Annotated in this window: 18 protein-coding genes; 8 read left to right on the top strand and 10 right to left on the bottom strand. The window is 67.2% G+C overall.

The features are described 5' to 3' along the window. The first annotated feature begins 52 nt into the window (after nt 1-52). Together G6N45_RS02455 and G6N45_RS02460 are read left to right on the top strand one after the other, a co-directional pair. Nucleotides 53-613, top strand: a complete 561-nt coding sequence (locus G6N45_RS02455) for an OsmC family protein (protein WP_163720262.1) — start codon at nt 53-55, stop codon at nt 611-613. A gap of 407 nt (nt 614-1,020) precedes the next feature. Next, nucleotides 1,021-4,437, top strand: a complete 3,417-nt coding sequence (locus tag G6N45_RS02460; protein WP_163720263.1) for a YncE family protein — start codon at nt 1,021-1,023, stop codon at nt 4,435-4,437. Nucleotides 4,438-4,576: 139 nt separating this feature from the next. Here G6N45_RS02460 and nagA read toward each other — a convergent pair whose 3' ends face one another. From nagA to G6N45_RS02475, 3 genes are read right to left on the bottom strand one after another with little or no spacing between them, the layout of a single operon-like run. Further along, nucleotides 4,577-5,719 (bottom strand): N-acetylglucosamine-6-phosphate deacetylase, encoded by a 1,143-nt coding sequence (nagA, locus tag G6N45_RS02465; RefSeq protein ID WP_163720264.1) that lies wholly within the window; start codon nt 5,717-5,719, stop codon nt 4,577-4,579. Between the two features lies 1 nt (nt 5,720). Then, nucleotides 5,721-6,506: a glucosamine-6-phosphate deaminase gene (gene nagB / locus G6N45_RS02470; protein WP_163720265.1), complete on the bottom strand. Its 786-nt coding sequence runs from the start codon at nt 6,504-6,506 to the stop codon at nt 5,721-5,723. Between the two features lie 10 nt (nt 6,507-6,516). Next, entirely contained in the window at nt 6,517-6,987 is a 471-nt protein-coding gene (locus G6N45_RS02475) for a PTS sugar transporter subunit IIA (protein ID WP_163720266.1), read from the bottom strand. Between the two features lie 104 nt (nt 6,988-7,091). On the opposite strand from G6N45_RS02475, the gene G6N45_RS02480 reads away from it, so the two are divergent. Further along, nucleotides 7,092-8,645, top strand: coding sequence for a PTS transporter subunit EIIC (locus G6N45_RS02480; RefSeq protein ID WP_163720267.1), 1,554 nt, complete (start codon nt 7,092-7,094; stop codon nt 8,643-8,645). Nucleotides 8,646-8,651: 6 nt separating this feature from the next. Here G6N45_RS02480 and G6N45_RS02485 read toward each other — a convergent pair whose 3' ends face one another. The 3 genes from G6N45_RS02485 to G6N45_RS02495 form a co-directional block, all read right to left on the bottom strand. After that, the gene (locus G6N45_RS02485; RefSeq protein ID WP_163720268.1) at nt 8,652-9,068 is read right to left on the bottom strand and encodes a hypothetical protein; all 417 of its coding nucleotides are present in this window, start codon (nt 9,066-9,068) and stop codon (nt 8,652-8,654) included. 99 nt (nt 9,069-9,167) lie between these two features. Continuing rightward, the gene (locus tag G6N45_RS02490) at nt 9,168-9,332 is read right to left on the bottom strand and encodes a hypothetical protein (RefSeq protein WP_163720269.1); all 165 of its coding nucleotides are present in this window, start codon (nt 9,330-9,332) and stop codon (nt 9,168-9,170) included. A 302-nt stretch (nt 9,333-9,634) separates the two neighbouring features. After that, nucleotides 9,635-10,126, bottom strand: coding sequence for a peroxynitrite isomerase (locus G6N45_RS02495; RefSeq protein ID WP_163720270.1), 492 nt, complete (start codon nt 10,124-10,126; stop codon nt 9,635-9,637). A 94-nt stretch (nt 10,127-10,220) separates the two neighbouring features. Between G6N45_RS02495 and G6N45_RS02500 the strand changes: the two genes are divergently transcribed. Together G6N45_RS02500 and G6N45_RS02505 are read left to right on the top strand one after the other, a co-directional pair. Further along, nucleotides 10,221-11,957 carry an alpha/beta hydrolase family protein gene (locus tag G6N45_RS02500; protein ID WP_163720271.1) on the top strand — a complete coding sequence of 579 codons (1,737 nt, stop codon included), beginning with the start codon at nt 10,221-10,223 and terminating at the stop codon, nt 11,955-11,957. 52 nt (nt 11,958-12,009) lie between these two features. Continuing rightward, nucleotides 12,010-12,360 (top strand): nuclear transport factor 2-like protein, encoded by a 351-nt coding sequence (locus G6N45_RS02505; protein WP_163720272.1) that lies wholly within the window; start codon nt 12,010-12,012, stop codon nt 12,358-12,360. A gap of 40 nt (nt 12,361-12,400) precedes the next feature. On the opposite strand, the gene G6N45_RS02510 is transcribed toward G6N45_RS02505, so the two are convergent. After that, entirely contained in the window at nt 12,401-13,309 is a 909-nt protein-coding gene (locus tag G6N45_RS02510; protein WP_246228852.1) for a short-chain dehydrogenase/reductase, read from the bottom strand. Between the two features lie 99 nt (nt 13,310-13,408). Between G6N45_RS02510 and G6N45_RS02515 the strand changes: the two genes are divergently transcribed. Both G6N45_RS02515 and G6N45_RS02520 read left to right on the top strand, forming a co-directional pair. Then, nucleotides 13,409-13,864: a Rieske (2Fe-2S) protein gene (locus G6N45_RS02515; protein WP_163720273.1), complete on the top strand. Its 456-nt coding sequence runs from the start codon at nt 13,409-13,411 to the stop codon at nt 13,862-13,864. Between the two features lie 85 nt (nt 13,865-13,949). Beyond that, a complete protein-coding gene (locus tag G6N45_RS02520; protein WP_163727643.1) occupies nt 13,950-14,822 on the top strand; it encodes a glycoside hydrolase family 16 protein in 873 nt (290 codons plus the stop codon). Between the two features lie 97 nt (nt 14,823-14,919). On the opposite strand, the gene G6N45_RS02525 is transcribed toward G6N45_RS02520, so the two are convergent. After that, nucleotides 14,920-15,054 (bottom strand): DUF2256 domain-containing protein, encoded by a 135-nt coding sequence (locus G6N45_RS02525; RefSeq protein WP_163720274.1) that lies wholly within the window; start codon nt 15,052-15,054, stop codon nt 14,920-14,922. Nucleotides 15,055-15,136: 82 nt separating this feature from the next. Here G6N45_RS02525 and G6N45_RS02530 point away from each other — a divergent pair, with 82 nt between their 5' ends. Then, on the top strand, nt 15,137-16,972 hold the full coding sequence (locus G6N45_RS02530) for a lipocalin family protein (protein ID WP_163720275.1): 1,836 nt from the start codon (nt 15,137-15,139) through the stop codon (nt 16,970-16,972). Here G6N45_RS02530 and G6N45_RS02535 read toward each other — a convergent pair. Together G6N45_RS02535 and G6N45_RS02540 are read right to left on the bottom strand one after the other, a co-directional pair. Beyond that, a complete protein-coding gene (locus G6N45_RS02535) occupies nt 16,941-17,813 on the bottom strand; it encodes an SDR family oxidoreductase (RefSeq protein WP_163720276.1) in 873 nt (290 codons plus the stop codon). The two genes, G6N45_RS02530 and G6N45_RS02535, sit on opposite strands and share 32 nt — an antisense overlap. Further along, the gene (locus G6N45_RS02540; RefSeq protein ID WP_163720277.1) at nt 17,814-19,229 is read right to left on the bottom strand and encodes a wax ester/triacylglycerol synthase family O-acyltransferase; all 1,416 of its coding nucleotides are present in this window, start codon (nt 19,227-19,229) and stop codon (nt 17,814-17,816) included. It lies immediately after the preceding gene. Between the last annotated feature and the right edge of the window lie 87 nt (nt 19,230-19,316).

A 19,316-nucleotide genomic window follows, 5' to 3' on the forward strand; every position in this document is an offset into this window, starting at 1 on the left:
GATCGGTCGTGCTAAATCCTGAGGCTGCGGCCCATCACGTAAGGAGCTCACGATGCAGGCAACCAGCACTGTCAACGGCGTCGACCTCGACCGCCTGTCGGCAACGATCGAGTCCATCAGTGCGAAGCCGGAACTTGCGCGGTTTCAGTTCCGCGCGCGGAATCGATGGATTGACGGCGGCCACAGCCGCACGGTGATCAAGGATTTCTACGGGGCCGGCGAAGAAGACGCCACCCGCACCGAGCCGTTCACTGTGGACACCGACGAGCCGGCCGTCCTGCTCGGGGAAGACCGCGCGCCCAACGCGGGCGAATACGTCCTGCATGCACTGGCGGCATGCCTGACAGGCACCATCGCTTACCACGCGGCCGCCCGCGGCATCGCGCTCGAAACGCTGGAGACCACCATCCGAGGCGACCTCGACCTGCAGGGCTTCCTCGGTCTGGACAGCGATGTCCGCCCGGGCTGCGAGCGGATCGAGGTCACGATCAAGATCACCGGCGACTTCGACGACGATCAGCTTGCCGAGCTCGCCGGCCTGACCCGTTACTCGCCGGTCCGCGACATCGTGAGCAATCCCGTACCCGTCACGATCGACGTGGCGCGGGCCTGAACCGCTCGCATGGTGTCCGCGCCAACAGTTTCCCGGCGCGGATACCATGCCCGAAGGGCAGTGGCGTTACCCATTCCCACGCTCAATCTCAAGCTGGCGCCCGTTACCCCTTTCGCTGGCCGGCGATGACCGCCCTCGTCTCAGTATTACTCTCCTGGCACTGCGGGCACCGTCCCGTTCAGATACCCGCCTCCGATTGTTGATCGCTACCCCTGAAGAATCCATGGTCGCGCTCGAACGGTTAATACCTCTAATACGGGCCTTGCATACGGTCGCGTGTTCGCTCCCATAAGTGCAGTAGCGCATTACTGCGTTCGGTCGGCTGAACCTGGGACAAGATCCAGGTCATAACAAAGGCGAAAACCGACGACAGGGACGGCATGGGCAGCGCCAGGTATATCGGTCGGGTGGGCGGGTTGGCAGTCGCTCTGGGGATCGGCATGGCGCTCGCCGCCACGCCGGGGACCGCTTGGGCCAACCATTCCACGTCTGCGGCCGCGGAGACCAAGGACGGGTCAGGACCCGCGGGGCCGAGCGAGTCCGCGGCACCCAAGAAGACTGAAGGCACCACCGATTCGTCCTTTGCTGAGCCTTCCGATAAGGACGGCGACTCCGCAAAGACGACCGATCCGGAAAGGGTAGGACCCGCGGACGCGGAGTCGAGCCCAGATGACCGCATGGAGTCGGATCCCGCTAAGGACGATGAGCGACCGAAGAACCGGCAACGAGGCACGCGGCGCGCAACGCTGTCCGTCGCAGACAGGGAGGCCGGAGAGGTCAAGGCTCCTCCGCGGCGGATTCCTTCACTGCGCGACCGCGCCGTTGTTGAGGCAGCGGTGGCGCAGTCCTCCGCGCCGCCAGCCACCATGGTGGTCATGCCTACGGCCGCGCCGACGCGCGCTGGTGTCGTTGCCCATCAGGGAATTCCGGTGGGGGCACCAGACGCGGAACCTTCTCAACCGGCGACCCTAAAGATGACGATGAACCTCCCGACGCCGACGGCCCTTGGCTCGTCCAGTAGCGACGGCCCCGCACCGATACCGGTCGACTCGCAACTGGAGACGGCGCTGGCGGCGTGGGCTGGCCGCCCACGCCTCAGCGGTGTCGCGCCGAGCAGCCGAAGCACCGAGACTGGGCAGACTTTCGCCACAGCGCTTGCGCTGCCGAATTCAGCACCCGACGTTCGCCCCCAGCCCGTCGGCATCCCGGATCCGGTGACTGGCCTGGTCACCGGCACGGTGATCGCCACAGATCCAGACCACAACACGCTCACCTACGCCGTGGCCAGAGAAGCGAACGGCGGATCGGTGGTGGTGAACCCGCAGACGGGCAGATACACCTACACCCCAACCGAGGCCGCACGGTTGGCTGCGGGCACGACGACGACGGCCGACATCGACTGCTTCACCGTCTCGGTCGGCGACGGTCAACAGACCAGCATCGCGACGATACAGGTGTACATCTCGCCGACGAGGTTGGACACCAAGGCCTCAATCGCGGTGGGCAGCCGCCCCTCGGCGATGGTGATGACGTCTGACGGCCGCATGTTCGTCGCCAATACGGGCAGCAACACCGTGTCGGTGATCAACACTGTCACCGGCCAACGCATTGACGCCAACACGAGCGTGTTTTCCCGAGATATCTCCGTGGGCTCAGCACCCAGCGCATTGGGGCTCAGTACGGACGGCAAACGCATGTATGTGGCCAACACCCGCAGCGGCTCAGTAACAGTCATCGACACTGCCACCTACAAACGCGTCGACGCCAACACGAGCATTTTCTCGACGAGCATTGCGGTAGGTTCATCACCTGCCGCGATGGCGCTCAGCGGCACCCGACTGTATGTCGCCAACCGCGGCAGTAACACAGTGTCGGTCATTGACACCACAATCAACAAGATGGTTGACATCAATGCGAATGTTTCTGGAAATCAATCGATTTCCGTCGGTTCCGGGCCTACCGCGTTGGAACTCAGTGGCAATCGCCTCTATGTGGCCAACCGCAGCAGCAACACCGTGTCGGTGATCGACACCAGCACCAACACCGTCATCAAAACCATAGCCGTAGCCAGCCAGCCCTCCGACCTCGCTATCGGATCCAACGACCGGTTGTATGTGGTAGGCAACGGCACCGTCTCGATTATCAATACCGGCACCGATGAGCTCGCTTCTGTTGACCCCAAAGGCTCTGGCACAAACCCGATCCCAGTAGGTTTGTCACCAAGTTCGGTAGCAGTGAGCCCGCTGGGGAACTTGGCCTATGTCGCCAACGGCGACGACAGCATCTCGGTGATCGACACCGAGGCCTTCACGGTGCTCCGCACCGTGGCGATCGACTCTGACCCGACCGGTGGCCACATCGTCACGATCAGCCCTACCGGCACCCTCTACGTCTCCGATGCTGTCGACAACACCGTGCGGGTGCTGGCCATCACCCCCGGCAGTACGCCGCCTCCCGACGCCACGAAACTTGCAGTCATTGGCAATATCAGCCTGCCGGGCTATCGCTGGGGACCCCCTGTGCTGAGTGCCGATGGCAGTCGCGGCGTCATCACCGGCTCGGACGGCGGCAACGGAGTGGTGGTGATCGATCTGGCCAGCGGCACGCAGATAAGCAACATCCAGAGCGGCAGCCCTTCTTCGACAGACGCCTCTCACTCCTCGACCGACGGCACTCACACCCTGGTGTACAACATCGTCGGAACACCGTCGACCGGATTCACCACCCAGGTGACGGTCGTGGACGTCACCACCGGCGCCCAGATCGGCTCTACCTTCGAGCTCGCCGGTGACGGCTCACTGTACGGCCCGGAGTTGAACTGGGATGGCAGCCGCGCGCTCATCACCACCCGCGATTGGGACCCGGACACCAACTTCATCACCATCCGGGCGGCGGTGATGAACACGGACACCGGGGATCAGCTCGGTGACACCGTCATCCCCGTCGGCGAACCGTACCCGATGTTGAGCGCCGATCGCACCCGCGCACTGATCTTCGACTCCGTGTCTGACCCGACTCTAGGATCCGTCACGCACATCACGGCGATCGACCTGGATACCGGCACCCACACCACTACGACCCGCACCGGCGCCTGGCGAGTACCGCTGATCGGCACCGACTACAGCCCTCAGCTGTTGGATGACGAGGGCAGCCGTGCGCTGATGGTCAGCGATGTACCCGATCCGCGTAACTTGGGCAACCCGACCACCCTGGTGGCGGTCATCAACACCATCACCGGTGCACAGATCGGTACCACGCTGACACTGCACGGCAGCGAGTGGGGCTCGCGGCTGGTCAGCCTCGACCGCAGCCGCGCGCTGATCGTGACGAACACCTTCGACGGTCGCTTGGGCATCAACACCACCCGGTTGTCGTTGGTCGACACTGCGAACGCCACTCAAGTGGCCACCACCACCACGATGACCGGCTTCCTCGATGGCGGCTCAATCTGGTTCAGCGCCGACCTCAGCCGCGCCGTGACCCTGACGCTCAGCACGAACGTCGCATCCACCGGAACTCCTACCGTCCAGGTGTCGGTCGTCGACACCGATACCGGCAATCAGGTCGGCGCCGACCTCACTCTCGACGACAACTACGGCTCGGTGGTGTTGAGCGCCGATGGCACCCGCGCCCTCGTCAGCACCGGCACCAAGCTCGCGGTGATCAACACTGCGACCGGCGCCCTGGCAGGTCCGATCCTGAAGGGAACATGGGGCATTTCAAACGTGCTGAGCCCTGACGGACGTCGCGCAGTGACCGCAGATGTCGTCTTCAACCGTTTCACTGGGTACAGCACCAAGGTGTCCGTGGTGCAGATCGGGTAACGCTCTGAACGCGTTGCCCGCCAGCACATCGGAGCCCCAGTCGGACTCGAACCGACACTCGCAGAGTGCGAGTACGGGGCCTGCCGCTTTTGGCGACCTGGCAAGGCAACCTTGGCGCTCACGACCTCCGCGCCCGAGGTCACGCCGGTGTGACCACCCAGGAGCCCTTCCGCAGCACGCCGATGACGGCAAGTTCCCCGTCGAGCACCACCAGGTCGGCCGCCGCGCCGACGGTCAGCTCGGCGCTCGGCAACCCGAGTGCCCGGGCAGGGTTCACCGACGTCTGCGCCACCGCGGCCTGCAGCGCCTCGTCCCGCGGCGCTCCGCTGTGGGTGACGGCGAACCGGAGCACCCGGTCCATCGTCGCGGTGCTGCCCGCGATGGTGTCGGTACCCGCCACCCGGGCCACACCGGCGGCGACGTCGACCGCCAGCGGACCGAGGAGGTAGCGGCCGTCGGACATCCCGGTCGCGGCCATGGCGTCGGTGATCAGTGAGATCCTGTCGACGCCAACGGCTTTGGAGACGAACCGGTAGATCGCGGGGTCGACGTGCACCCCGTCGGTGATGAGTTCGACCGTGACGCGCGGGTCTTCCATCAGCGCCACGATCGGTCCCGGTTCACGCCGATCGATCGGGCGCATCGCGTTGAACAGGTGTGTGCCGACCGTCGCGCCCGCGTCGATCGCCGCCCGAGCCTGCTCATAGGTCGCCTCGGTGTGGCCGACCGCGACCACGACGCCCGCAGAGGCGAGCTGTTCGATGGCGGCGATGGCTCCGGCGCGCTCGGGTGCGATGGTGACCATGCGGATCGCGCCGTCGGCGGCGCGCAGCACCGCATCGATCTCGGCGGGTTCCGGGTCTCGCATCAGTGCCGGCTGGTGGGCGCCACAGCGCAGAGGCGACAGCCATGGACCCTCCAAGTGGATTCTGTCGATCACGCCGGCGCGGACGTCGCGCGCCAACGCTGCAACCTGTCGCAGCAGTTCGGCGGGACCGGCGGTGACGAGCGAGGCGACCAGAGTGGTGGAGCCGTGCCCGCGGTGCAGCGCCGCGGCGGTGGCCGTCTGCTCCGGTTCGGCGGCCGAGAAGTTGGCGCCCCCGCCGCCGTGCAGGTGGGTGTCGACGAAGCCCGGAACCACAGTCGCGGCACCGAGGTCCGTATCGGGCGGTGCGGGCGGTGCGCCAGCACCCACCTGGCGGATCGCGCCGTCGGAGATCTCCAGCCAGCCCGGGCGCAGCAAATCCCGCCCGGTCAGCACGGTGTCGGCGCGCAGCAACACCTCAGACGCCCTGCCAGTCCGGCTTGCTGCGGTAGGTCTCGCGGTAGTAGTCGACCAGTTGGAGCCGACGGGCGGCCGCGGCGTCGAGAAGCACGGTGACGTGCGGATGATGTTGCAGCACGGTCGCCGGCCACATGGCGCTCACTGCGCCCTCGACGAGATGGTGCACCGCTTCGGCCTTGCCGCGTCCGGTCGCGACCAGGACGATGTGCCGCGCCTCGAGGATGGTGCCCAACCCCTGGGTCAGGCAGTGCGTCGGCACCGCATCGACGTCGTCGTCGAAGAACCGGGCGTTGTCGATGCGCGTCTGCCGGGTGAGGGTCTTGATGCGGGTCCGCGAGGCCAGCGACGAGCCGGGCTCGTTGAACGCGATGTGTCCGTCGGTTCCGATGCCGAGGATCTGGAGGTCCACCCCGCCCGCGTCGCGGATCGCCGCCTCGTAGGCCGCGCAGGAGGCGGGGATGTCGGCGGCCAGACCGTCCGGACCCTGCACTGCCCCGTCAGGAAAGTCGACCCGCGACACGAACACCTGGTCGATGACGTTGCGGTAGCGCTCCGGGTGGTCGGCCGGCAGTCCGACGTACTCGTCGAGGGTGAATCCGCGGGCCTGGCGGAAGGACAACCCCCCCGCCTCGTGGCGCGCCGCCAGTTCGTCGTAGATGGTCAACGGCGACGAACCGGTGGCCAACCCGAGCACCGCGTCCGGCTTGCGATTCAACAACGCCTCGACCGCGTCGGCGCCGACCCTGCCGATCTCCGCACGGTCTTCGAGGATGACGACTTCCATCAGGTGGCCATCAGGCGGTCAGGGTGAAGAGTCCGTCACCGTGGGCGATCACCGCGCCCTCGAGCACAGCCTCGGCCGGAGTGATGGCGTCGGCGTCGCGCTGGTCCATCACCACAACGGGGACAATGGGATTGAGACCTTTGGCGGCGATGGCAGGCACGTCGTAGGTGATCATCTTCTGGCCCGCGGTGACCTCGTCGCCCTGAGCGACGTGGGTGGTGAATCCCTCGCCGTCGAGCGCGACGGTGTCGAGGCCCAGATGAACCAGCACACCGACGTTGTCGGAAGTCATGATCACGTAGGCGTGCGGCATCAGCTTGAGCACCTTGCCGGTCACCGGAGCCACCGCGTCGATCACCTCCCGCGGCGGATCCACCGCCGCACCCAGACCCACCATGCCCGCGGAGAACACCGGGTCGGGGACATCGGAAAGCGGGACCGCGCGCCCGGCGACCGGGGCGAGGACGGACGTGTTGCTCATCGTCGGTACTCCTTTTGTCCGATCGGATGAAAGCCGATCGCTCCCAGAATAGGCTTGTCACACTTGCGCAAGGGCACGAAACGGGCGAGAGAGAAGGCTGATCTGTGACCAGTAATTCTGCGAAACCACAAGAAGCGCAGAGCAAGTCGGGCTTACGGATACCAGGATTCGCCCAGTTGCAGCGGCTGGGCAAGAGCCTCATGCTGCCGATCGCGGTCCTGCCCGCTGCGGGCATTCTGCTTCGATTGGGGCAGCCGGACCTGCTGGGCCGGATCGAGGTACCGGTCATCGGGCCGTTCTTCAAGGCGATGAGCGCCGCCGGCGATGCGCTGTTCACGAACCTGCCGCTGCTCTTCGCCGTCGGCGTGGCCATCGGTTTCTCCAGGAAGGCCGACGGATCCACCGCGCTGTCCGCGGTCGTGGGTTATCTGGTGGTGCAGGCGGTGTTCAAGACCATGTCGCCGATCGTGCTGGCCGGTCAGCTCGACAAGTCGGGTGACCAGGCGCAGATCAACTACAGCGTCTTCGCCGGCATCATCGTCGGCTTGCTCACGGCCTGGCTGTTCGACCGCTACCACACCATCGTGCTGCCGTCTTATCTCGGATTCTTCGGCGGCAGAAGGTTCGTCCCGATCGTCGTCTCGCTCGCGTGTCTGTTCCTCGCGTTCGCGATGAGCTACTTCTATCCCGTCTTCGACGCCGGGCTGACCGGCCTCGGTGAGTTCATCGGCGGGTCGGGAGCAATCGGGGCGTTCGTCTACGGATTCGCCAACCGCATGCTGATTCCGCTGGGGTTGCACCACATTCCGAACTCCTACATCTGGTTCCTCTACGGCGATTACCAGACGCCCTCCGGTGAGACGGTCACCGGCGAGCTCACCCGGTTCGCCGCCGGCGACCCGACCGGCGGCCACCTGACGGCGGGCTTCTATCCGATTCTCATGTTCGGTCTGCCCGCCGCCGCCCTGGCGATGATCCATGTGGCGAACAAGAAGCAGCGCAAGGTGGCGGTCGGCATCCTGTCGGCCGCGGCGCTCACCGCGTTCGTGACCGGGATTACCGAACCGCTGGAGTTCGCCTTCATGTTCGTGGCGTTTCCGCTGTACGTCATCCACGCCGTACTGACGGGACTGTCGCTGGCGATCGCCTACCTGCTCGACATCCATCTGGGGTTCTCGTTCTCCGCCGGACTGATCGACCTGCTGCTCTACGGCACGGCGCCTGCCGCGAAGAACATCCCGCTGCTGATCGGGATGGGCGTGGTGTTCTTCGTCGTGTACTACCTGCTGTTCCGGTTCGCCATCACGAAGTTCAACATGCGCACCCCCGGCCGCGAACCGGAGGACGAGTTCGAAACCGAGGAGCAGGCGAACCTGGAGGCAGGCACGGGCGCAGCAGCGACGACGACGGCGGTCGCCGCGCCGGCTCAGACGAAGGCCGAGCAACTCATCGCCGCGTTCGGCGGCCGCGACAATCTGGTCAACGTGGACGCCTGCATCACGCGGCTGCGCATGGAGGTCAACGACAAGTCCAAGGTGGATCAGGCGCAGCTCAAAGCGCTCGGCGCCGCCGGCGTCCTCGAGGTGGGCAACAGCGTCCAGGCGGTGTTCGGCACCCAGTCCGAGGCGTTGAAGAACGACATCCGCGACGCGCTGTAGCTGGGCTCAGCCGACCTTCTGAAGCTGGAACGGGCTCTGGGTGACGAGGCCGCCTGCGCATCCGAAGTTCGAGTCCGACGACACCACACCGCTCAGCGTCACCGGGTCCACCGACATCGACACCACGGCCGGTTCGTAGTGTCCGTCGTCGCAGGTGAGTCCGCCCGGCTTCGTCACCGTGAACACCCACCGGCCGTCGGTGAAGGTCGTGGGAGTGCTCCAGCCCTGGTTGCTGGCGACCGTGCCGGTGCATCCTGTGGGGGCGCAACTCGTCGCGATGGTCCACACGTTGTACGGATCGCCGTCGGTGGACCCATAGGTGCCGTTGAGCAGCGGCGGATCAGCGGCCGCGCCCCCAGCGAGAGCCATTGCCGCGATCGCCGGTGCGGCCACGGCGGCGAGAGCACTCAGAACCTTTGCCATAGTGATTCGCAGGGTACGGGCTCGTCAGCTTGGATCGACGCAGGCGGACGGCCTGATCCCTGGTCGTGTCCGTCGTGTCGCCGAACCGAGATCTGCGGGCTAGGCGATCTTGAGGATCGAGACCCTGGCGGTCGAGGTGAGGCTGAGCCAGTTGGCTTGTGTGGTGACGATCAAAGCGTGAGCGCGGTCCGGACTGAACACACTCGACGAACCGTAGTTGCCGCCCGCGAAGGCGAGTGTCTTCCCGATCTGTGTCCCGGTCACTGTGTTGACCACCGACGCCCGAATGCTGTACCGCCCTAACAGATCGTGGCCCCTGCCAGCATCAGGCCGCGATCTTTGTCCTCACTGAAGATCGGTGAGGATGTGCCTCCCACACTTGAATACGTTCGGGGCACACGCTCGCGGAAGGGACCGTCATTCTGAGCGGTCCGGATCTGTGGGAGGGCGTCACTCCCGGCCTCGCTATCAAGCCCGATCGATCACCGGCGAGCAATCGCCGCACACGGTTCCCGCCGACCGAGGCACAATGTGGCCGAGTCATTGTGGAGGGACCTGACATCGGCCTACCGTCGCCGCAGTACCGCCGACAGGTGGTGCTGTAACGGCTGCCCCACGGCGGCCATCCGCAGGCTGTAAGTCAGCGTGTCACCCCGGACCTCCATCGACCGGCACACAGCCATCACCTCCTTGGCCGACTCGGCGCGGCCGATCTCGCTCGACACCAGATCCATCCGCAGCCCATTGCCGTCGGCGGCTATCCGCCCCTCCTGGATCTCGGTGATGCCGGTCGGATGCGCGAGGATCCACTCGACGCGGTCCGCCGCGGGCGCGCGCAGATAGCCCGTCTCGGCGTGCAGCGGCCGGCCGTCGTCGGTGGCGCGGGTGCGCTGCACGTACGTCAGAAACGGCTTGCCGGCATGGCCGAAGGTGACCTCTTCGATGTAGCTGAACGGCTCGATCGTCGGATACTCCCCCGCGCCCTCGCCGGCCCATGTGCCGAGCAGAGGCGCCAGCACTGCGATGTCAGGATGCAGCTCAGCACCAGAAACGGCCACCGGACCAGCGTACGTCGCACCCCCCGATGTGACTACGCTCACAGGACAACGTAGGTTGTCAGGGTTGGGCTTGAGCAGGACGGAGTCGTTTGCGGTGATTGATGGGGAGCGGGCGCGCAGACGCCCGAGGATTCGATACGCCGTCGTCGCCGTGGCGCTCTGCGCCGGGATCGCCGCCGCACCGGTCCCGAGCATCGCATGGGCTGACCCCTCGGGGTCGGACTCGACATCCAGCACGACCGTCCACGCCGGCCCGGCCGACGCGGACACCACCTCACCCTCCACCGGCCGTCAGGACACCGAGACCGACACGTCTCCTTCGCAGTCGCAGGACGACGCCCCGAAGGACGAGGCGGAGCCCGAGATCCGCGATCGGGACGCCGACGTCGACGCCGGTCAGGCCGACGAATCCGACAGCACTGATCACGCCGTGGCCGAACGCCCTTCGCGTCGCGATGAAACGGCGCAGCTCGCGAAACCCGAGCGTCGCACGCCGCTCCTCGATCGGCTCCGCGCACGAATCGACCACACACCGAGGGACGACGACAGCACGGAAGCGACGCCGCCGACCCGTCACCTGACCGTCGTCCGTACTGGGAAGGCCGAACCGGCAGCAGCCATGGCCCCGACCGTCGCCGAGGTCGACGTGCCGGTCGCCGCCGTGACACCACTGCAGCCCCAACCGCTGTCGCCGCTGGGCAAGCTGCTGCAACTGCCGGGCCATCTCGTCAACACGGTGCTGCAGATCTTCGACATCACCCGGTCCTCCCAGGGGCCTGCTGCGCCGATCAAGATCGCGCCGCCGATCAACGACCTGCTGTTCGCCGCGTTCCGCGAAGTGGAACGGTGGATCGGGCTCGATCGCACTCCCCCGCCGCAACCGCCGTTCCCGACGCTCACCTACACGGGTCCCACCACCGCGAAAACCCCGACGGTGGCGCAGTTCCTCAACGCGTCGGCGGCCGCGTACGGTCTCGGGACCACACCTGGCGGCCTGGTTCCGTTCACTGTCAACGGCTTTCAGATGGCGTCGGCGAACATCATGTCGGGCATGGCAGCCAGGGTGTGGGTGACCCCCGACAATCAGATCGTCATCGCCTATCAGGGCACCACCGGCGGGACGAATCTCCTCTTCAACGCGTTCATCGCGGCCGCGCAGATCTTGACGGACCTTCAGGTGATTTTCACGCAGACCACACCGTGGGCCTTCCACGATGCGCTGCGCTTCGCCGAGCGGGTGCAGGCCGCCGCAGCTGCGCAGGGTTACGGCGCCGACGACATCTTCGTCACGGGTCACTCGCTCGGAGGGTGGGAGGCCCAGTACGTCGCTCAGCAGATCGGCCTCGCCGGCGTCGGCTTCGAGAGCCCGGGAATGAGCAGCACGGTCCCCGGCAACGGTGCGGATTCGCTGTTCGTCAACATCGAAACCTACGGCGATCCAGCACCGTTCATGTCGTCAGACCTGCCCGGCCTGCAGCCGCTCATGCCGCCCTATGTCCCCGGCGGCGGCACCAAGCCGCACTACGGACACATAGTGATGATCGGTGATCCCGCGGCGATGACACCGCTGCTGAACGCGGTGACGCTGTGGCGCACAGGCCCGATCCGCAGTCTCATCTTCTTCGTGGATTTCCTCGGCAACTTCTTCCAGTACCACCTGCCGGGCATCCAGGCCTACCACCTCGGCGTCGTCCCGGACCCCGGCGTGGTGCCGTGGCTGGGCACCGCGCGCGGGCCCGTCAACACCGGCTGGGGTGATCTCACGATCACCGAGTTGCTGCAGGCCGCTTCGGATGGCGGGAGCCTGCACCGCTCCACCGTCGCTGCCTGACCTCCACGACGAGCGCTTGACCCTCCCCCTGGGGAATCTCCACTGTGGCGGTATGACTGACACCGACACCATGTGGAACGCCCTGCCCGCCGTCGTGCCCACCTACCTGAGCGCCCACCAGACCCGCGACGTGGCCGCCGCCCTCAGCACCTTCACCGCCGACGCCGCCGTCACCGACGAGGGACACACCGTCGCGGGACGACAGGCCATCGGCGCCTGGCTGGACGACGCGGGCAGCGAATACACCTTCACCACCACGTTCACCGGCGCCACCGTCTCCGGTCCCGAGCACATCGACGTCGTCCAACGTCTGGAAGGCGACTTCCCGGGTGGGGTGGCCGATCTGCACTACCGGTTCACCCTGGCCGGCGACCTCATCAGCCGGCTCGTGATCGAGCCCTGAGACGGCGTCGAAGACATGGCGTCAGCAGCTGTGGCAGCGACTACGAACCATCTTGCTGCGCAGCTGTTTCCGCCCTGGTGATCGCCGCCTGCACACCGCGATTGTGCAGCAGCACATCGTCCATCACCGCCGTCGTCAGGGACCGCACGGCCAGCAACGGGCGGACCCAGGCCGGCGCACTGACGCGTGCCGCGCGCCGCTCGATCGCGTCAAGCACCGCGTCGGCTGCCGCGCCGACCGTCATCTCCCTGGTGAAGATGCCGGGCACCGCCCGGCGCACCGCCGCGGCCGCCTCGTCGGCGAACGCATCGTTGGCCAGATCGGTGTCGATGAAACCGAGATAGGCGATCCCGGCCGTGACGCCGTGCGGCGCCAACTCGACCCGTAGCGCCCGCGCCAACTGCTCCACTCCCGCCTTGCTCACCGCGTACGGCGCGGCCAGCACGCCGTTGAAGAACGCGTAGATCGAGCCGACCAGCAGCACGTGGCCGCGGCGCTCGAGCACGCTGGGCAGTGCTGCCCGCACGGTCCGCCACTGGCCGAGCAGGTCGACTTCGACGGTGTGCTCGAAGGCGTCCGGGGCGATGGTGGCCACGGTGCGCGACGGCGGGGCGATTCCGGCGTTGGCGACGATCACGTCGATCCCGCCGAACGTCGCCGCCGCGTCGTCGGCGGCGCGCTGCAGCTTGTCCGCCGAGGTGACGTCCGCCTCGAAAGCGGCTGCGCCGTCGCCCAACTCGTCGGCGAGCGCCTGCAGCGTCGCCAACGTCCGTCCCACCAGCGCCACCCGCGCCCCGCGGGTGTGGGCGCGGCGCGCGGTCTCAGCACCGAGCCCACGCGCGGCGCCGGTGATGAACAGCACCCGGCCGTCGAGGTCCATCCGCGCCGGCCGCGTCACCACGCGCGCAGCAGTCCGGCCGGCCAACCGCACAGCGTCGTCGAGGAGCACGGGTCCGAAGGTAGCCGTTCACGCGTCGACCGAAACCGGTACCGATGACGCTTTGGTGACGTCATGTTCGCGCCGACAGGCCGCGGGTAGCTCTCGGCCATGACCAGTCTCCGCAACGACCCCCACGAGCGGGGAGTCGACACCGGCAGCATCTTCCCGCCCCTCACCCACGACAACGCGGTCCGCGCACAAGGGTCGCTGCTGATCCGGCTGACCGACCTCGACGAGCGCGGGGTGCGAGAGGTCAGGACCGATCGGCACGGCGTGCTGGCTGTCGGCGTGACGCCCGACGGGACCCCGTTCGCGGTCGGCAACACCTGCCGGCACCAGTTCGCTCAGTTGGGCCGCGGCCGCGTCACCGAGCAGGGCTGCCTGGAATGCCCGTGGCACCGCGCCCGCTACGACGTGGGCACGGGCGCGATGACGGAGGGACCCAAGGGCCGGTTGTTCGGTTTCAAGCCCTATTCGGCGTTGATCCGCGCGTTCGGCAGCCGGCTCAAGCTCGCCACCGTTCGGGTGCACATCCGCGACGAAGCCATCTACCTGGACGAATAGAACGGCGAGACACGCCAGATCCGGCAGATGCCGGGGATGGCAAACGCCTGGGGCCGACATCATTTATCGTCGTGCCGTGCCAGAAATGGATCGTCGTCACCTGATGTTCATGATCGGTCTGGGCGCCGCAGCCGCGGCGCTGCCCGCCGCGACCGCTCACGCCCAACCCGTCCCCGGCGATGTCCCCCCTGTTCCCGTACCCCCCGGAGCGGCGGCGCCCCCGACTGCAGACGTCGCCCCGGCGTTCCTGTTCCAGGAGGAGTTCAACGGCCCTGCCGGCGCACCGCCGGATCCGGCGTGGTGGTTCATCGTCCCGGAACGCGAACTCATCAAGAACCCCGTCGAGTGGGACAAGCCCTACAACATGGGACGCTACGTCACCGACCAGGAGCACATCTTCCAGGACGGCAAGGGCAACCTGGTCATCCGCGCCACCCGCGGTCCGGGCAACACCATCCAGGAGAAGTACGCGAGCGCCAAGGTCATCGGGAACTGGCGCGGCGGGGTCGGCACCACCTGGGAGGCGCGGGTGAAGCTCGACTGCCTCACCGACGGTGCCTGGCCCGCATTCTGGCTGCTCAACGACAACCCCGTGCGCGGCGGTGAGGTCGACCTGATCGAGTGGTACGGCAACAACGACTGGCCGTCCGGCACGACGGTGCACGCACGGCTGGACGGCACGTCCTTTGCCACCGATCGCCACCCCATCGACAACGCGTGGCACACGTGGCGCATGACGTGGCTGCCGACAGGCATGTACTTCTGGAAGGACTACCAGCCGGGCATGGAGCCGTTCTTCACCGTGCCCGCGAATTCCATCGACGACTGGCCGTTCAACGACCCGGGGTACACCCTGGCGCCGGTGTTCAACATCGCGGTCGGCGGCTCGGGAGGCCGCGAGCCCGCGGGCGGCAATTATCCGGCTCAGATGCTCATCGACTGGATCCGGGTGTTCTGACCGCCCCACCTCTGCACGTTCTGCACAGGAAGTCCGAGTAGCGGCCTGCAGAACGTCGCGGGGTGGGGCTCGTGGGACAGACCCGGTGACGGCGAGATCAACGGGCCGCACCGCGGCAGCGCCGGGAGCAGTACACGATCCGATCCCACTGCCCGCGCGAGCTCCATTTCTTGCGGTCGTGGAAGGGCCTGCCGCAGACCGGGCAGACCTTCACCTGCGGCTTCTCACTCATCACCGCCATTGTGACGTGACGGGACCCTGACGTTGCCGACAATTTGCTTCGCGGTTCGCCAGTTCACGGTTAGATTTCGCACGTGACGTCGAGAAATATCGGTTACTGGTTCTTTGCCGCAGGCGCGGGCGCGTGTATCGCGCTCAGCGCCGGACACGGTGTCGCCGCCGCCGAGCCCGACACCGGCGAGGACTCCGCGAGCCGGTCGGCCGACACCAATAGTGCGGGTCCGGCCCGGGACACCTCGGCCGAAGACGAGGGCGCCACCCGGGGAGACGCGGACCCCGCGTCGGCTCCGGCGTCCACCCGGGAGCGCGACGACGAGCCGGACGAGGACGAGGCGGAGGCGCCGACCACTCGCGTCAAGCACCACAAGCTCTTCACCCTCGGCCAATCTGAGGAGACCGAGAGCGAGGAACCCGCCGAGGACACGGCACCCCGGGAGACAACTGATCACCGGCGCTCACCTGAGCCGCTGGCTCCCGTGGCACTCAACCTGATGTCGGCCCTGGCCAAGCCCGAACGGCTGGAACCCGTCGACACCCCGCCGGTACAGACGCTGTCAGCCCCCGCCGGCGTCGTCACCGGCGTCAAGACCGGTCGCGCCGCGCTTGACATTCCGATCGGCGACAAGACGCTCACCACACGTGCGGACTGGTACTTCCCCACCCAGGGGGGCGGTTCGGTAGCGGCCAAGGGCGTCATCTACCTGCAGCACGGCTTTTTTGGTAGCAGCTTCTTCTACTCCGCGCTTGCCAAGAACCTGGCGCAGCGGACCAACAGCATCGTTGTGGCCCCCAATCTGCCGTCCCTCCCATCGCTGCGGTGCGGCGGATGCTGGATCAACGGCGTATCGACCCAGAAGGGCGTCGCCGCGCTGTTTCTCCGCGACGAAGGTGCGCTCAACCACAGCGCGGAAGCGGCCGGGTTCTCAGGGGTACTGCCGAAGGACTTCGTCCTGACAGGACATTCCGCCGGCGGCGGCTTGGCCGCCGCAGCCGGCGGTTACTACGCGGTCGACCCGGGCACCGGCGGCAACCTGCGCGGCGTGGTGATGTTCGACGGCTTCACCTTCGGCGGCGTCGTGCCCGACGCTCTGGACCGGCTCGACAAGCCCTACATCCCCGTCTACCAGATCGCTGCGCCTCCCCAGCTGGGGAACTTCTTCGGGGCCACCACCAGCGAGCTGGTCAGGGAACGCCCGAACCGGTTCGTCGGGGTGACGCTGGCCAACGGTTCGCATGTCGACTCGCTGATCGGCGGCAACTTCCTCGTCGACTTCTTCTCGCAGCTGGTGACGCGGCGATCCCCGCCCGGCAACACCGAAGCGGTCTACACGCTGGCCGACGGCTGGATCAACGACCTGTTCGCCGGGCGGGGCCCGGTCGACGGCACCGGCATCTACGGCGCCCCCGACCAGTACATCGTCATGGGCGACACCGCCGCCGTCGTACTGTCGCCCGCGCCCGTCGTCGACCTGGACTCGTACCTCGGCACCTGGTTCGAGGTGGGAAGCGTCAAGCAGTTCTTCTCGATCGGGCTGGTCAACACGAAGGCCGTCTACAGCCCCAATCTCGACGGATCGATCAAAGTGGAGAACTCCGGCAACTATTTCTTCGACAACGGACCGGAATCGACCATCGAGGGGGCGGCGCTGCCCGTCGATCCGTCGAACAACAAACTGAACGTCACGTTCTTCGGCAAGCCGAAGGCCAACCCGCCGGGCAACTACTGGATCGTCGACCTCGATCCGAACTACCAGTGGGCGATCGTCAGCGACCGCAGCGGGCTGACCGGCTTCCTGCTCACCCGCGAGCAGACCGTGAGCGACGCGTTCTATCAGGAGCTGCTCGACCGCGCGTCGGTCTACGGAGTGCGGGGCCGGATCACCCCGACCCGTCAGCCGAGCGCGGAGTAGACCACGGTCTGAAGCGTTTGAAGTAGCGCACCAGGCGGTACGGCGGCACCCGGCTAGGCCAGTCGTCGGAGCGGAAGTACGCGTCCGTTCCGCCGTCGACGACCATGACACTGCCGCAGAGGAATTCTGCCGCATCGGAGAGCATGAAGACGGCCCAGTCCGCGAGCTGTCCTGCGGCGCCGAACCCGCCGGTCGGGACGGGGAACGACCGCACGTACTTCGCCCGGTCCGGCGACGACAGCTGTTCCTCCAGTAGTGGGGTCATGATCGCTCCCGGCGCCAACACGTTCATCCGGACACCAGCGCCGGCCCAATCCGCGGTCACCGCGTGCCGTCGCACCCAGCGGCTCACGGCGATCTTCGACGCGGCGTACAGCAGCACCGAGGCGTTCCGCCCGAAGACGCGGACCGACCGGATCGCCTTGTCGGGCTCGGAGGCGAGCAGTGCCCGCACCGTGCGGGCCGGGACCAGCGGTGTGGTGGTTGCCGAATTGCTGCCGAAGACAACGACTTTCGCATGGCCGGCCGCGGCCAGTGCGGGGCGCCAGGCGTCGAGCAGGTCGACGACGCCGAAGACGTTGACCTCCGTGATCGACCTCAGCCGGGCGGGTCCCGGGCCGGGTCCGACGCCGGCGGCCAGCACGGCGCCGGTCAACCGACCGCCGCTCGCAGCGAGGACACCGTCGGCGGCCGCCTGGCGGCCCGCAGCGGTCGACAGGTCGGCCACGATGTCGGCGTCATGGAGGTCCACTCCGATCACGGTGTGGCCGGCGGCGCGCAGCCTGACGGCAGTCTCGAGGCCCATCCCCGAGGCCGAACCGGTGATGGCGTAGACACCCATTCACGTCTCCTCTGCAGTTGTGCCCAGCGCCGTCTCCAACTCAGCGAGAGCTTGTTCGGTCAGCGGGATCAGCGACCCCACATCCGGTATCACACGACGACCCGAGACGTAGCCGAACGTCACCCGATCGGCGTAGGAACACATGGTCACGTTCAGTGCCTGACCGTTGATCGCCGTCGACACCGGATAGATCTCCTCGAGAATCGCTCCGTTCCAGTACAACTGACTCCGCGGACCGGGAACGTGGGAGATGGACACGTTGTACCCGCGACGCACCCGCGGCGCGAAGGGCATGATCGGCGGCAGCACCGTGGCCGCGATGCTGGGTGCCGCCAGCAGCATGGTAGCGGCGGGACCGCCCTGCGCGACCTGGCGCTTGGCTCGCGCCATCGCGCGATGAACGTGGGTCAGCCGCTCGGCAGGATCAGCAAGGTCGGTGCCCAGTGGGCACAACTGCAGACCGAACAGGTTCGCCTGCCGGTCCTCATCGGTCACGTGGTCACGAGCCCGGACGGTCACCGGGCAGATCGCCACCAGCGTGTCGGCGGGCAGTTCGCCGCGCGCGGCCAGCCACTCACGGAGCACACCGGCCACCACGGCCATCAGCACGTCGTTGTCCGTCACGTCGGCCGTATGGGCGAGGGCGCGGATCCGGGATTTCGGGAAGTCGACTCCGGCGAATGTGCGGTGTCGGCCGAGACGTCCGTTGAACCGGGTGTAGGGGGCGTCGAGCGGCAGCGCCGCGGTGCCGTCGGCGAAGTGCCCGACCGTCATGGCCAGACCGCCGAGAGCGACCCGGCGCGCCAAGCCCACGCCCGATGTGACGCCGGTGAGCGACGCGCGCACCAGCGACGGCGGGCGGCGGGCGGAGGGCACGGCGGCCGGCTGGGCAGCCGGGGACGTGGTCGCGAAGAGGGACCGGACCGACCGGTTCGCGGGATCAGTGGTGAGCGCATCGGCGATCATCTTCAACCCTGCGACACCGTCGACCACGGTGTGGTGCACCTTGATGTAGAAAGCGAACCTGCCGTCGGTCAGTCCGTCGATCACATACGCCATCCACATCGGCCGCGACCGGTCCAGCGGTTCGCTGTGCAGCGAGCTGACCAGTTCCCACAACGCCTTCCGGTCTGCGGGCGGTGGGAGCGTCGTGCGTCGAACATGCTCGCGCATGTCGACGGTGTCGTCGTGCCGCCACATCCACAACCCCGCGGTGTCCACGCCGATGTGTGGGTGCCGCCGGAAGCGCCGGTCCAGCTCTGCCGTCGCGGTCACCGCATCCCGATAGAGCGCGTCGACGAAATCCGGGCCGGCCTCCTCGGGCGGCGACAAGATCAGCAGCGCGGCGGTGTGCAGCGGGTCGGAGAGCAACTCCGCGGTCATCATCGCCGCATCCAAGGGCGCCAACGGATCCATCTGCCGAACCCCACTCCCCGGTCGGTTTCCCCCATCGTCGCCGGGGGCCCGGTGCCGTGGCCAGTGCCCTGCAGACGTTTCGGGGAG

The sequence above is a fragment of the Mycolicibacterium psychrotolerans genome, assembly GCF_010729305.1.
Lineage (GTDB): Bacteria > Actinomycetota > Actinomycetes > Mycobacteriales > Mycobacteriaceae > Mycobacterium > Mycobacterium psychrotolerans.

Bases quoted from the DNA above. Each gene is read 5' to 3' on its own strand.
- G6N45_RS02455 (WP_163720262.1), top strand. From the start codon at position 53: ATGCAGGCAACCAGCACTGTCAACGGCGTCGACCTCGACCGCCTGTCG.
- nagB (WP_163720265.1), bottom strand. From the start codon at position 6,506: ATGGAAGTCGTCATCCTCGAAGACCGTGCGGAGATCGGCAGGGTCGGC.
- G6N45_RS02475 (WP_163720266.1), bottom strand. From the start codon at position 6,987: ATGAGCAACACGTCCGTCCTCGCCCCGGTCGCCGGGCGCGCGGTCCCG.
- G6N45_RS02485 (WP_163720268.1), bottom strand. From the start codon at position 9,068: ATGGCAAAGGTTCTGAGTGCTCTCGCCGCCGTGGCCGCACCGGCGATC.
- G6N45_RS02505 (WP_163720272.1), top strand. From the start codon at position 12,010: ATGACTGACACCGACACCATGTGGAACGCCCTGCCCGCCGTCGTGCCC.
- G6N45_RS02515 (WP_163720273.1), top strand. From the start codon at position 13,409: ATGACCAGTCTCCGCAACGACCCCCACGAGCGGGGAGTCGACACCGGC.
- G6N45_RS02520 (WP_163727643.1), top strand. From the start codon at position 13,950: ATGGATCGTCGTCACCTGATGTTCATGATCGGTCTGGGCGCCGCAGCC.
- G6N45_RS02525 (WP_163720274.1), bottom strand. From the start codon at position 15,054: ATGAGTGAGAAGCCGCAGGTGAAGGTCTGCCCGGTCTGCGGCAGGCCC.
- G6N45_RS02535 (WP_163720276.1), bottom strand. From the start codon at position 17,813: ATGGGTGTCTACGCCATCACCGGTTCGGCCTCGGGGATGGGCCTCGAG.
- G6N45_RS02540 (WP_163720277.1), bottom strand. From the start codon at position 19,229: ATGGATCCGTTGGCGCCCTTGGATGCGGCGATGATGACCGCGGAGTTG.